The following is a 12,430-nucleotide window of genomic DNA, read 5'->3' as shown; positions in this document are numbered from 1 at the left end:
TGATGGGACCGGGGGCAGTGGTAAAAAGGTTCACGCCCTGCAACCAATGTGGACGGATTTTATGCAGGGTTTTATAGATCGTCAACACTATAGATAGGCAAATGTATAACTAATTGTAATAACGAACCCTGTTCAGACAGCCCAAAACCGCGCGGCGCGCGCCTTTTGACCTGTTTCGGCTCCCCCGTCTCGCCTAGGTCATTTGGCCGAGCTACGTGCGCTCGTCAACACAGGTAAAATCGACAATCGTTCTGGCGCCGTTAAACCGTGCTGCGCCTCCCTTCTTCGCCGCTTGCGCGGCACTGAACCGCACCAGATGAAATACAAAGACCTGCGCGATTTCGTCGACCGTCTCGAGACCATCGGCGAACTGCGCCGCATCTCACAAAGCGTCTCGCCTGTCCTGGAAATGACCGAGTTGTGCGACCGCGTGCTGCGCGCCGGCGGCCCCGCTTTGTTGTTCGAGAGCAAGACACAGCATGCGTTCCCGGTGCTCGGCAACCTGTTCGGCACACCTCGGCGGGTCGCGCTCGGCATGGGAGTGGACGCGCAAGCCGGCGAAGGCGACGGCGCCGCGCTCGAGTCGCTGCGCGACGTGGGCCGACTGCTCTCCGCATTGAAGGAACCGGAGCCGCCGAAGGGACTCAAGGACGCCGGCAAGCTGTTCTCCCTCGCAAAGGCGGTGTGGGACATGGCGCCCAAGACGGTGAGCGCGCCGCCCTGCCAGGAAATCGTCTGGGAAGGCAACGACGTGGACCTCGGGAAGCTGCCGATTCAAACCTGCTGGCCCGGCGACGCCGGCCCGTTGATTACATGGGGCCTGACCGTCACAAAGGGCCCAAATAAGAGCCGACAAAATTTAGGCATATATCGCCAGCAATTGATCGGACGTAACAAATTGATCATGCGATGGCTCGCGCATCGCGGCGGCGCGCTCGATTTCCGCGAGTTCGCCCTGCAGAACCCGGGCAAGCCGTATCCGGTGGCAGTCGTGCTGGGCGCCGATCCAGCCACGATCCTCGGCGCGGTCACGCCGGTGCCCGACACGTTGTCCGAATACCAGTTCGCCGGCTTGTTGCGCGGCGGCCGCACGGAACTGGCGAAGTGCATCACGCCGGGCGTCGACGGCTTGCAGGTGCCCGCGCGCGCCGAGATCGTGCTCGAAGGCTTCATCTATCCGCAGGAAGGCGCGCCTTCGTCCGCTCCCGCAGGCGCACCGCCGCGTCCGGTCAAGGGCGCGTCGGCGGGCTATGAACATGCGCTGGAAGGCCCGTACGGCGACCACACCGGCTACTACAACGAGCAGGAGTGGTTCCCTGTCTTCACGGTCGAGCGCATCACCATGCGGCGCGATGCGATCTATCACTCCACGTACACCGGCAAACCACCCGACGAACCCGCCGTGCTCGGCGTCGCGCTCAACGAGGTGTTCGTGCCGCTGTTGCAAAAGCAGTTCAGCGAGATCACCGACTTCTATCTGCCGCCCGAAGGCTGCAGCTACCGCATGGCCATCGTGCAGATGAAGAAGAGCTACCCCGGCCATGCCAAACGCGTGATGTTCGGCGTGTGGAGCTTCCTGCGGCAGTTCATGTATACCAAGTTCATCGTCGTGGTCGACGAGGACGTGAATATCCGCGACTGGAAGGAAGTGATCTGGGCGATCACCACGCGTATCGATCCGGCGCGCGATACGGTGCTGGTGGACCGCACGCCGATCGACTATCTGGATTTCGCCTCGCCGGTGGCCGGACTCGGATCGAAGATGGGCCTCGACGCGACCAACAAGTGGCCCGGGGAAACCGATCGGGAATGGGGCCGCCCCATCGTGATGGACGACGCGATCAAACAGCGCATCGACTCCTTGTGGAACGAGTTGGGCCTCTGAGGCAAGCCGTACGACAAGACTGAATAACAAAGCTAACGGAGCCGTCGCGCAGATGCATGCTTTTTCAATGATGTCGGATGGGTTTTTTCTGTCGCTGTCGCTGTGTCTGGATATCGGTCTTGTGAACGTCGCCATGATTTCTCTGACGCTCTCGCATGGCTTCAAACCGGCCTTCTGGCTCGGCCTCGGTTCGTGCATCGGCGATCTGATTTATGCGGCGCTCGCGCTCGCGGGCATGGCCGCCTTGCTGCAGTTCCAATCCGTGCGCTGGGTGGTGTGGATCGGCGGCGCGGCGATCCTGCTCTTCCTGACGTGGAAGATGGCGCGTGAAGCGATGTTCCCGGCGAGGGCGCCGGCGGTGGCCGGCGAGGCGGACGCGAATGCGCCGCATCTGTCCGCGTGGCGCGGTTTCCTGCGCGGCGTCGTGCTGGCGGTGTCGTCGCCGTCTGCGATTTTGTGGTTCGCCGCGGTCGGCGGCGCGCTGATCGCGAAAGCCGGCGCCGCGAGCGTGACGACCGCGCCGGTCTTTCTCGGCGGATTCTTTCTGGGCGGTCTGTGCTGGACGATCTTTATCTGCGGACTCGGCAGCCACGGGCGCAAACGCGCCGGCACCGGCTTGCTGCGCGCCTGTCACGTGCTGTCTGCGCTGCTGTTTGCCTACTTCTCGTACAGCGTGATCGTCAACGGGTATCGTGATCTGATCGTGCAAACCGCGCACGTGGCGAGCTGATATGAAAACGGCCCGCGTTGGCGAGCCGTTTTCGATTGAGCACCGGGCGAGCGCAATAGCGCCTGCCCACGCAATGTATCAGGCAAGATACTGCGCAAGCTTTTCCAGGTCGACGTTGCCGCCGCTCACCACCACGCCGACACGCTTTCCCTTCACCGGCACGATGCCGTTGAGCACCGCGGCCGCGGCGAGACAGCCCGTCGGCTCGACCACGATCTTCATGCGCTGCGCGAAAAAGCGCATCGTCTCGATCAACTGCGCGTCGCTGACCGTTTCGATCCGCGCGACCAGTCTCTGGATGATGGCAAACGTGTAGTCGCCCAGATGCGTGGAAGCAGCGCCGTCGGCAATCGTGCGCGGCGTGTCGATATGCACGATCTCGCCGCGCGCCAGCGATTGCTGGCCGTCGTTGCCAGCTTCCGGTTCAATGCCGATCACCGTGCACGCCGGGCTCAGTGCCGCTGCGGACAACGCACTGCCGCTGATCAATCCGCCGCCGCCGAGGCACACGAACAGCATGTCGAGCGGCCCGGTTTCCTCGATCAACTCCTTCACCGCCGTGCCCTGCCCGGCGATCACATGCGGATGATCGTAAGGCGGAATCAGCGTCATGCCGCGCTCTTCGGCGAGCCGCCGGCCGATTTCTTCGCGATTTTCCGTGTAGCGGTCGTAGGTGATTACTTCCCCGCCGTAGCCCTTGGTTGCCGCGACTTTCGCTGCGGGTGCATCCTGCGGCATGACGATCGTGGCGTGGATGCCGGCAAGGCGCGCCGACAAGGCAATCGCCTGAGCATGGTTGCCCGACGAATAGGTCAGCACGCCGGCTTTGCGCTGCTCCGCGTCGAAATGCGAGATCGCGTTGAAGGCGCCGCGAAATTTGAAGGCGCCCATGCGTTGAAAATTCTCGCACTTGAAGAACACCGACGCCCCGGTGCGCTCATTGAAAGTGCTAGAGGTCAGAACGGGAGTACGGTGGGCGACGCCCTCAAGACGCGCTGCGGCGTCGAGTACGTCGTCGAAAGTGGGAGCGGGAAGCGCTTGCATCGGCGAAACTCTCCAGAGCGGTGGCGAAACACCATTCTCCCAGCTTCGACCAAGCTTTGGAACGTCAGGCGTGAAGTGAGCGTGAGAATGTCTCTGGCAACTCGTAGCCCTGACCGGCTGGAGCGAATTCAAACCGTCATTCGGACAATAAGCCCGCCATTGACTGCATGAAAAGCCGCCAACAAAAATACAAACGGCGTAACCCGGCGATCAAGCCGGCGTTACGCCGTCAATCAAAATCGATCCACTACATTTAGCGGCGATAGTAGCCGTGACCGTAGTAACCGCGGTAATAGCCGTGATGATAGTAAGGACGCCCATAGCCACCGTAATACCCACCTACGACGACTGGCGGCGGTGCATAAACGACCGGCGGTGCATAAACCGGCTGCGGTGCGTAGTAAACCGGCGGCGGCGCGGCATAAACCGGGTAAGCCGGCGCAATCGGAACTCCAATACCGATACCGACGGAAACGTGTGCCTGAGCGGCACCGGCAAGCCCCAATCCGAGTGCTGCGGCAACGACAAACGGAACGATCTTTTTCACTTTTATTCTCCTAGCGCGGCCCACCAGGGTCGCCGACTTCGCATGCCCTGCATGCTATGAAATCAATGTATCGAAAAAGACCGCACCCATCTGTTCGCATTTGTTGCAAATTGCAATCGGCGACAAAAGCGCGCAACTCCAGCGGACGCCGAAAGAGGTCAATCGCCTTCGTAATGCGCTGAAAACTCGGCGATTACCCGTTTTCGGAGACACCGGAATCGGTCGCCATGCCCGCTTTTCGGCTTGCGGCATTTGCTTCACAGTAATCTTTGATTACAAATTAGCTTCGATCCTGACGGCGTCCAATTGCAACCCAGAATGAAAAATGCCCGACTGATGAGGCCGGGCACATTCCTTACCTGCAAGGGTCGCTATGTCAACCGACCTTCACATACGCGAACTCGCGAGACACGCTGGGCGGGACATAGGCGCCGCTGATCCGCACTCGCGGCGTCAGGCGCTTTTTCTGATCCCACCAACGACGGCGCTGCGCGTGCGTCAGGAACCGCAAGTGCTTTCGGTAAGAAAAAATATTCATCGTGAACCTCCCGAATCTGACTGCGAGACGAAATACCCAGAACAGCAACTGCCAAACCGGCTCTGAAGAATTATGAGCAGTTTTTAAACCCGCGGGCGCCAGCAGCCGGATGGCCGGCCGGGGGCGTCATATCGCAGGCGCACTGATCGAGCGAAAGCCCGTGCCCAGCCGCGCCGCGAGCCTGGCGGATGCGCGATACTTCTGCTTTCCCAACGTCTCGTCTGGAGCAGGCACCCATGTCCCAGTCCTCTCTGCCGCGCCTCGGCTTTATCGGTGCGGGCCGGCTCGCACGCTGTCTCGCGCTGAGCTTTTCACGCTCCGGTTATCCGGTCAACGCGGTAGCCAGTCGCTCGGCAACTTCCGCCGGCCGGCTTGCCAGTCAAATCGAGCATTGCGCGGCATTCGAGAACCCACAACAGGTTGTCGACGCCGCCGATATCGTCTTTTTAGCTGTTCCCGATGACAGCATCGGTACGTCAGCGCACACACTCCGGTTCACTCCCGACACCGCCGCCGGCGCGCACGGCAAGGCGCTCGTGCACTGCAGCGGGGCTTCGCCGGTCGAATTGCTCGCCCCGGCACGCGACCAGGGCGCCTCGATCGGCGGTTTTCACCCACTGTACCTCTTTAGCGGCGAACTCGCCGATCTGGAGCGCATCGCCGGTTGTTCGGTGACGATCGAAGCCGACGGCGCACTGAGAGACACGCTGACAGCGCTAGCCGTCGCGCTGCGCTGCCATCCGCTGTCGATTCCGGCGGGCGGTCGCATGCTCTATCACGCCGCCGCGCACTACGCCGCCAGCTTCGCGCTGTGCAGCCTGGCGGAATGCGTCGCGCTGTGGCGCACGCTCGGCTTTGCCGAAGACGATGCGCTGCGCGCGCTGCTGCCCATGCTTTCCGGCACCATTGAAACCGCCCGCGACCGGGGTTTGCCCAACGCGCTCGCGGGCCCGGTCTCGCGCGGCGACACCGGCGTGGTTCAGAAACAACTGGCGCTGCTGGAAGGCCTCGGCGGCGACCACGCCGCGCTGTACGGGCTGATGTCGCGGCGCGCCGTCGGCCTGGCCGAACGCCGCGCCACGCCGCCCGCCGCGATCGACGCCATCGCCGAGGTGGTGGAAGAATCGCTCAACCGGTCGCTGAATCAGGCCGCAGCAGGTGCAAGCGTCAAGTAAGCCGTGATAATGTGACGTCCGGCGCCGCGCGCAATCCGCCAGCGCCGCGCATCGGGACCAACAGACGAGAACGCACAATGATCAAGGTCAGCATCCTCTATCCGTATCGGGAAAACGGCCACTTCGACGTGGACTACTACTGCGTCACGCATATGCCGCTCGCGGCGAAGCTGTTCGGGCCGTCGCTGAAGGGCTGGTCGGTCGACGTCGGCATCAACGCAGGGCCACCGGGAACGCCGCCACCGTACGTCGCAGCGGGCCATTTCCTGTTCGACAGCGCGGACGACTTCTACAAAGTCTTCAAACCGGCTTCCGAGCAATTGATGGCCGACATTCCCAACTACACGGACGGCGGCAACGGCGCGATTCTGCTCAGCGAGATCAAGATTTCCGTGTGATGCCCCGCGGAACGCGGACGAATCGCGGCCTTTAATATAGTGAGCCGTTGATCGTGACCCGCGAACCGTGACATTGCAGCACCACGCGGCCGCTTCAAACGACGCGTAACGCGCCCCGAGTGCGGGAAAGGCGCGGGAAATTCAAATAAACCCGCCGGCGCGCCGTTTGGAGAGCGCCGGCACCCGCGGCCGCTCGGCGGCCGTCATTCGAAGGATAAGGACACGAGATGTTTGGCGATATCGCCCGTTTTCTGCTCAATACCGTCTTCACGCTGTTCGGCGCGGCGCTGTTGCTGCGCGCATGGCTGCAAGTCGTGCGCATGCCGCCCTACAACCCTGTCACGAATGCCGTACTGCAAGTCACCAACTGGATCGTGCTGCCCTTGAGGCATATCTTGCCGAGCACGCGCAAGATCGATTGGGCGAGCCTTGTCGCGGCGCTCCTCGCTGCCATCGTGTATGTCGTGCTGATGGTGGTGCTGACAGGCGCCGATCCGCTCACGCTATTGCCGACGCTGTTGATCGTCGCGGTGCTGACTCTGATCAAGTGGGCGCTGAATCTGATCATCTGGCTGACGATTCTGATGGCGCTGCTGTCATGGCTCAATCCGCGTTCGCCGGCCATGCCGATCCTGTATCAGCTCACGGCGCCGTTTCTGAATCCGCTGCGCCGCGTGGTGCCGCAACTCGGCGGCATCGACCTTTCGCCGATCCTGCTGTTCGTGATCGTGCAGGTGCTGCTGATGGTGGTCACCCGTGCCGCCGTTCAACTGACTTATTTCGTCATCTGAACGCGCAGGTAGGGAATATTCAGAAGCCGCCGCCCATCAGAAAGGCGGCGGCTTTGTTTCATGCGTCGCTTATTGCTTCGTCAACTGACCGTAGGCAACCGTGGTGTTGGCCGCTGTCCTGATCATGAAGAGAATCGTGCGGACGTACAGGGTGCTGCCCGTGATCGGCAGGAACGTAATCGCGGCATTACCCGAATACGTCGCGCCCGATTTCAACGTGCAGGACGCGGTCGTGCCAGTCACGCTCAACGTGTAGAGATTCTTGCTGGACGACGGCGTGGCGAGCAGCAACGTTCCGGAGACCGGGCAGCCGCTCAATGTGCCGCTGAGCGTGCCGTCGTTTGCAATCGTCAGTGACGAACCGGTTTGCGCCCACGTGCCCGCGACGCTCGACTGGGTAACCGCGAGCGCATTCGCCGCGTCGTAGTTCCAGGACAGGTTCACCGTGGTGCCGTTCTCGACGTAGCTGCCCGTGAACGTCTGTTTATTCACGAAGGTGCCCGAGCCGGAGGTGGTCGGATAATAGAAGCCGCCGATGAATTCCACACCCGAGGTGAGCGTCCAGTTCGGCGCGCTGGGCGCGATGACGCCGAAGAATTCCGACATGCCGACGCCGCCTACCGTATTCAGGTAAGAGATGTTGCCTTGCGGATCGACGAACGCCGTGGTCTTGTCGATGCCGGACTGGCTTGTCCACACCCCTTCTACGCCGTTGCCCGTGGCCGCGGCCGAACCGCTCTGCGGACTGGTCAGACTCGGCAGCTGCTCGCCGCTCAGGGCGGGCGAAGAAGCCTGAACCGGCGCGCTTGCGGGAACGGGAGCACTTGCCACGGCCGGCGCCGAAGCGCTGCCGATCGCAGGCGCTGCCGCCGAATTGCCCCCGTCGCCGCCACCGCCACACGCGGCCAGCGCGAGCGAAGCGAGCAGGGATAACGTCAAATTAGCTTTAATTTTCATATCCATTTTGTTTTTGGGTGAGTGCACAGCCAATCAGATTGGCTATGGCACACCGTTGGTCATTTTGATCTCGATGATTGCCGCCAGCGCCGATTCGTTGAAATATTCCAGAAAGTCACTTGACAGAATCAAATCGAATGAATTCTTGTAACATTTGGAAAGGGCGCTAAAGAAGTAAACGGCGGCATTCCGGTAAGCTTTAATATTTATTCGAATGTCTTGAGCGACCACTCAGTCGATAGCGATGAAATTTCATGCATAACGAATCAAAAATCGAAGTAAGCGGTGCGTAACTATTTGATTGGCCTTGTATTTATATGGGCTTCTAGCTGCATTCGATTTCCGCGATCTGGTTGGCAGTCGGAGCGTTAATCGGCTAGTTCCGCGCTGTGCGCGGTAGCGGACGGCAGAGCCTCGGTGTACTCGGTTGCGGCGCCTGACGAAGACGATGCCGCGTTATTCGCGTTAGGTAGAACTCGCGAGGGAGATAGCGGAGCGAATGCGCAGGAGCACGCGACGAATCGCTGAGTACGGCTCGGCGGATACGATGAGCCCGTGCGTTGTGGGACGGAACATCACACGCGCTCCCCGCAGTCAGCACACCACCTGACGCGCCGCAAGCGTCCACGTTTGCCAAGTCGCGTAAAACGCGCGTAGAATAGCGTGCTCTGCGGGCGTCGTATAATGGTAATACCCTAGCTTCCCAAGCTAGAGCCGTGGGTTCGATTCCCATCGCCCGCTCCAGATTCTTTCTAGTCGGCTCATGAGCAATCGGGCAGATTCGCAAAGGATCTGACTCTACCGCTCTTCTCATCCCTACCCGTAAAAAGCTTTTCCTGATCGTCGAATCCGGCAATCCATCCCCTTGCGCAAATCGGCCGAGAAGAATCTTGAGTAGCGACGTCGCCGCAAAAGGCATCTCATCACGAAGCGCGTGTCACCGGTAGTTGGGAAGGGCAGTAAGACTATGGGCGCCGATGCGCATACTTGCTCATGATCATTTACTCCGTCAGATAATCGCCCAAAGAAATAGCTTACAAAAACATTAAATCATCTGCGCAGATGCCCGCCTTATTGGAATGTAATATCCCACTCACATCCCTACTCCCGCCATCTCCGGTCAGTCTGGACGCGCCCTTTTGGGTTGTGCTACCTTACGCGCACTTGCAACGCCCGCTCCACTTTCCTGCTGACACCTTCAGCAGAATCCAGCACGAGCCGCCTCCATGAAGGCGGCTTTTTTGTCATAGCGGCGGCCTGGCGCAGCGACCCGTCAACCTCGCGCTCACTCGCCGTGCCGGTCGGACTCGCGCCTCATACCGCGCAAGCTCGGACAGGCACCGTGCAGCACGCCGGGCGCGCCGCGAAGCCCTTTACCCTTGTAGCAGCATCGACGATGATCCACGATCCAAACGACGCCGGCCCGCCGGACGACCTCCCGACGCCCTCCAGCGAAACCGGACACCAACCGAACGCCGACGACAACGCGCCGCAAGAAGCCCTGCATCGGCGCCGCATCCGCAGCTTCGTCACGCGCGCCGGCCGCGTCTCGACCGGCCAGCGCCGCGCCATGGACGAACTCGGCCCGCGCTTCGTGGTGCCCTTTGCGCCGCAGCAGCCTGACTGGAACGCCGTATTCGGCCGCGAGGCGCCACGCGTGCTGGAAATCGGCTTCGGCATGGGGGCGACCACCGCCGAAATCGCCTCACACCGTCCCGGCGACGATTTTCTCGGCGTCGAAGTACACGAGCCGGGCGTCGGAGCGCTGCTGAAATTGATGGGTGAACAGAACCTGTCCAACATCCGCATCGTTCAGCACGACGCGGTCGAGGTACTCGAACAGATGATCGCGCCAGCCAGCCTCGACGGCGTGCACATCTTCTTTCCGGACCCGTGGCACAAGGCGCGCCACCACAAGCGCCGGCTGATCCAGCCGAAGTTTGTCGCGCTGCTGGCGTCGCGCCTGAAGCCCGGCGCGTATCTGCATTGCGCGACCGACTGGCAAAACTACGCCGAACAAATGCTCGAAGTACTAAGCGCCGATCCGGCGCTGGAAAATACCGCCGACAGCTATGCGCCGCGTCCGGAGTACCGTCCGGTGACGAAGTTCGAGCGCCGTGGATTGCGGCTCGGGCATGGCGTGTGGGATCTCGTCTTCCGCAAACGCGGCGTTGCATAAACGCGCAGCACGATTCGGCACGCAACGAAAAAGGTCCGCAAACGCGGACCTTTTCTCATGGTTCAAGCAAAAGGCGAGCGCTCAATCCGTCCAGCTCAACGCGCCGCTGTAGCCGACCAGCAGGATCAGCAGTCCGAAGCCGATGCGATACCACGCAAACGCGGTGAAATCGTGCGCGGCGATGTAGCGCAGCAGCCAGCGCACGCAGGCAAAAGCACTGATGAAGGCCGCCACAAACCCGACCGCGAAGGTGCCGAGCGCATCGACAGAAAGCAGGTGCCAGTCTTTGTACAGCTCGTAAGCGGTAGCGCCGAAAATGATCGGAATCGCGAGGAAGAACGAAAACTCCGTGGCGACGCGCCGGTCGAGACCGAACAGCATTCCGCCGATGATCGTCGAGCCCGAGCGCGACATGCCGGGAATCAGCGCGAAACATTGCGCGAGGCCGACTTTCAACGCGTCCAGCGCGCTCAGGTCGTCCACGTTTTGCACGCGCGCTTCCCTCTCGCCTTGCGCGCGCTGACGCGCCTCCGCCCACAGGATCACAACGCCGCCCGCCACCAGTGCGAACGCGACCGGCACCGGCGAGAACAACGCCGCCTTGATGGATTTCTCGAACAGCAAGCCGAGCACGATCGCCGGAATCGTGGCGATGATCACATTCAGCGTGAAGCGGCGCGCATCCGGCCGGCTCGGCAAACCGGATACGACACTGCCGATGCGGCGGCGGAATTCCCAGCACACCGCGAGAATCGCGCCGAGCTGGATCACGACGTCGAAAGTTTTCGCGTGCTCATCGGTAAAGTTCAGCAGGCTGCCCGCGACGATCAAATGCCCGGTGCTCGACACGGGCAAAAACTCCGTCAATCCCTCGACGACGCCCAGAATCAGCGCCTTGCAAGCCAATAGCCAGTCCATCCGTGCCCCTAATCGCTGTAGTCAGTCGGAACGAACAGGGCCGGCACGGAAAGCGCGCGGCCCTGCCGGCCGCGCGCCGCGTCATTTTTCGACGATCTGCACGCGTATGCCGTTTGTAAGGATGGTGATTGTACCGGGTTCGTAATTCACTCCGGCAAATTGCAGTTGTTCGGGCTTGAAGGTGTAGATCGGATAGTTGGTCAGCAACTGCGTGGCGAGCACCGCCGCAGCCGCATTGATCTGCTGGGTATAGGCCTGCGCCTGCCCGCTCACGCTGACGTTATCGACATTCGGCGACTTGAGCACGACCGATTTGCTGGCGGCGTCGTAGGCCAGTTCGCTCGACAGCGTGAACACGCCGTCGACCGGCTGCGGCATGAAGGGACTCACGAGACGCGCATCGAGCTTCACTGAGACGCGGTTCGCGTTGGGCAGCAAACCGACCACCGGGTGGGTCAGCGCGACATCGAACACCTGCGAAACCGTGCGCTGATAGGGGAATTTACGCTGCACCGCGTCCTGCACCTGCTGCTGCGAGAACGTGTAATGCGACGGGATGAACGGAAAAGTCGAGGTTGCGCAGGCCGAGAGCGAAACGGTGATGCCGAGCGCGCTGCAGCCTGTCAGCGCGGCAATCAGGAAGCGGCGCCGGGCCGGCGCGGCGGGTCGAGTCATGCGAAATCTCCTGTGGAAACCTGTTCTGGCATGCGATTACGGTGTTCGTTTTCGGCTGGTGGTTTGCTGTTTGCTGTTTGCGGCGATTCGCTTGCGCGCGTTAGCGCTGAGCCACCGGTTGCGCGTTCGGTTGAGTTTGCATCTCCAGTTGCGTGAGCCACGCGAGCGCCTCGCCGCGATTCGTGCCGCACATTTCCAGCTGCGGCTGCAGACCTGAACAGCACGCCGGCCGTTCAGGCTGACCGAAGATCGCGCAGCGCAGATCGTCGCCGAGTTGCGCGCAGCGTACGGCCGCCGGCTTGCCATTCGGCATACCCGGAATCGGACTCGAAATCGACGGCGCAATACAGCACGCGCCGCAATCAGGGCGGCACGCGTGACCGGCCACGCGGAACGGAGACTCGCGCTTCACGGCGCTGTTCGACACATCACTCACGACATTTTTCCTGAACCCAAAAACGGGCCATGCACTATCAGACCCGCATTGTGCCACCGCATTCCGTGCGACCTTTTTACGCAATCGGGCGAATGGTCACTCGCGTAAACTCGAAAGATCCTAAAGGCCATGCGCAAGAGGCGTCTGCGCGGATCGA

At 61.5% G+C, this 12,430-nt stretch carries 13 protein-coding genes and 1 tRNA gene; 7 read left to right on the top strand and 7 right to left on the bottom strand.

Annotation, left to right across the window (positions count from 1 at the left end):
* Positions 1-316: 316 nt before the first annotated feature.
* Both B0G71_RS02260 and B0G71_RS02255 read left to right on the top strand, forming a co-directional pair.
* Positions 317-1,885 (top strand): UbiD family decarboxylase, encoded by a 1,569-nt coding sequence (locus tag B0G71_RS02260; protein ID WP_116139462.1) that lies wholly within the window; start codon positions 317-319, stop codon positions 1,883-1,885.
* A gap of 52 nt (positions 1,886-1,937) precedes the next feature.
* On the top strand, positions 1,938-2,615 hold the full coding sequence (locus B0G71_RS02255; RefSeq protein ID WP_116139460.1) for a LysE family translocator: 678 nt from the start codon (positions 1,938-1,940) through the stop codon (positions 2,613-2,615).
* A gap of 78 nt (positions 2,616-2,693) precedes the next feature.
* Here the strand turns inward: B0G71_RS02255 and B0G71_RS02250 are convergent, their stop codons facing one another.
* The 3 genes from B0G71_RS02250 to B0G71_RS41700 all read right to left on the bottom strand — a co-directional run bounded on the left by B0G71_RS02250 (position 2,694) and on the right by B0G71_RS41700 (position 4,744).
* Positions 2,694-3,659: a threo-3-hydroxy-L-aspartate ammonia-lyase gene (locus tag B0G71_RS02250; protein ID WP_116139458.1), complete on the bottom strand. Its 966-nt coding sequence runs from the start codon at positions 3,657-3,659 to the stop codon at positions 2,694-2,696.
* A gap of 253 nt (positions 3,660-3,912) precedes the next feature.
* The gene (locus tag B0G71_RS02245) at positions 3,913-4,206 is read right to left on the bottom strand and encodes a hypothetical protein (protein ID WP_106283375.1); all 294 of its coding nucleotides are present in this window, start codon (positions 4,204-4,206) and stop codon (positions 3,913-3,915) included.
* Between the two features lie 376 nt (positions 4,207-4,582).
* Positions 4,583-4,744, bottom strand: a complete 162-nt coding sequence (locus B0G71_RS41700) for a hypothetical protein (protein WP_007180743.1) — start codon at positions 4,742-4,744, stop codon at positions 4,583-4,585.
* A 236-nt stretch (positions 4,745-4,980) separates the two neighbouring features.
* Between B0G71_RS41700 and B0G71_RS02240 the strand changes: the two genes are divergently transcribed.
* The 3 genes from B0G71_RS02240 to B0G71_RS02230 all read left to right on the top strand — a co-directional run bounded on the left by B0G71_RS02240 (position 4,981) and on the right by B0G71_RS02230 (position 7,108).
* On the top strand, positions 4,981-5,919 hold the full coding sequence (locus B0G71_RS02240; protein WP_116139456.1) for a Rossmann-like and DUF2520 domain-containing protein: 939 nt from the start codon (positions 4,981-4,983) through the stop codon (positions 5,917-5,919).
* A gap of 77 nt (positions 5,920-5,996) precedes the next feature.
* Complete coding sequence (locus B0G71_RS02235) at positions 5,997-6,317, top strand: EthD family reductase (RefSeq protein WP_116139454.1); 321 nt, start codon at positions 5,997-5,999, stop codon at positions 6,315-6,317.
* Positions 6,318-6,544: 227 nt separating this feature from the next.
* A complete protein-coding gene (locus tag B0G71_RS02230) occupies positions 6,545-7,108 on the top strand; it encodes a YggT family protein (RefSeq protein WP_106313896.1) in 564 nt (187 codons plus the stop codon).
* A gap of 69 nt (positions 7,109-7,177) precedes the next feature.
* Here the strand turns inward: B0G71_RS02230 and B0G71_RS02225 are convergent, their stop codons facing one another.
* Positions 7,178-8,071 carry a hypothetical protein gene (locus tag B0G71_RS02225; RefSeq protein ID WP_116139452.1) on the bottom strand — a complete coding sequence of 298 codons (894 nt, stop codon included), beginning with the start codon at positions 8,069-8,071 and terminating at the stop codon, positions 7,178-7,180.
* A gap of 664 nt (positions 8,072-8,735) precedes the next feature.
* Here B0G71_RS02225 and B0G71_RS02220 point away from each other — a divergent pair.
* Positions 8,736-8,809, top strand: a tRNA-Gly gene (locus B0G71_RS02220).
* Between the two features lie 652 nt (positions 8,810-9,461).
* Complete coding sequence (gene trmB / locus B0G71_RS02215; protein ID WP_116139450.1) at positions 9,462-10,244, top strand: tRNA (guanosine(46)-N7)-methyltransferase TrmB; 783 nt, start codon at positions 9,462-9,464, stop codon at positions 10,242-10,244.
* Positions 10,245-10,325: 81 nt separating this feature from the next.
* On the opposite strand, the gene B0G71_RS02210 is transcribed toward trmB, so the two are convergent.
* From B0G71_RS02210 to B0G71_RS40865, 3 genes are all read right to left on the bottom strand, one after another.
* Positions 10,326-11,162, bottom strand: coding sequence for an undecaprenyl-diphosphate phosphatase (locus B0G71_RS02210; protein WP_116139449.1), 837 nt, complete (start codon positions 11,160-11,162; stop codon positions 10,326-10,328).
* Between the two features lie 81 nt (positions 11,163-11,243).
* Positions 11,244-11,837, bottom strand: coding sequence for a DUF1439 domain-containing protein (locus B0G71_RS02205; protein WP_116139447.1), 594 nt, complete (start codon positions 11,835-11,837; stop codon positions 11,244-11,246).
* A 100-nt stretch (positions 11,838-11,937) separates the two neighbouring features.
* Positions 11,938-12,273, bottom strand: a complete 336-nt coding sequence (locus tag B0G71_RS40865) for a YkgJ family cysteine cluster protein (protein ID WP_147308642.1) — start codon at positions 12,271-12,273, stop codon at positions 11,938-11,940.
* Positions 12,274-12,430: the final 157 nt, after the last annotated feature.

This window comes from Paraburkholderia sp. BL27I4N3, assembly GCF_003386115.1.
In the GTDB taxonomy this organism is placed as follows: domain Bacteria; phylum Pseudomonadota; class Gammaproteobacteria; order Burkholderiales; family Burkholderiaceae; genus Paraburkholderia.
Note: the sequence above shows the minus strand (reverse complement) of the source record. Positions and strands in the feature narration are given on the sequence as shown.

Excerpts from the sequence above, each read along its gene's own strand:
- B0G71_RS41700 (WP_007180743.1), bottom strand. The coding sequence starts at position 4,744 with ATGAATATTTTTTCTTACCGAAAGCACTTGCGGTTCCTGACGCACGCG.
- trmB (WP_116139450.1), top strand. The coding sequence starts at position 9,462 with ATGATCCACGATCCAAACGACGCCGGCCCGCCGGACGACCTCCCGACG.
- B0G71_RS02255 (WP_116139460.1), top strand. The coding sequence starts at position 1,938 with ATGCATGCTTTTTCAATGATGTCGGATGGGTTTTTTCTGTCGCTGTCG.
- B0G71_RS02235 (WP_116139454.1), top strand. The coding sequence starts at position 5,997 with ATGATCAAGGTCAGCATCCTCTATCCGTATCGGGAAAACGGCCACTTC.
- B0G71_RS02240 (WP_116139456.1), top strand. The coding sequence starts at position 4,981 with ATGTCCCAGTCCTCTCTGCCGCGCCTCGGCTTTATCGGTGCGGGCCGG.
- B0G71_RS02225 (WP_116139452.1), bottom strand. The coding sequence starts at position 8,071 with ATGGATATGAAAATTAAAGCTAATTTGACGTTATCCCTGCTCGCTTCG.
- B0G71_RS02260 (WP_116139462.1), top strand. The coding sequence starts at position 317 with ATGAAATACAAAGACCTGCGCGATTTCGTCGACCGTCTCGAGACCATC.
- B0G71_RS02210 (WP_116139449.1), bottom strand. The coding sequence starts at position 11,162 with ATGGACTGGCTATTGGCTTGCAAGGCGCTGATTCTGGGCGTCGTCGAG.
- B0G71_RS02205 (WP_116139447.1), bottom strand. The coding sequence starts at position 11,837 with ATGACTCGACCCGCCGCGCCGGCCCGGCGCCGCTTCCTGATTGCCGCG.
- B0G71_RS02250 (WP_116139458.1), bottom strand. The coding sequence starts at position 3,659 with ATGCAAGCGCTTCCCGCTCCCACTTTCGACGACGTACTCGACGCCGCA.
- B0G71_RS02230 (WP_106313896.1), top strand. The coding sequence starts at position 6,545 with ATGTTTGGCGATATCGCCCGTTTTCTGCTCAATACCGTCTTCACGCTG.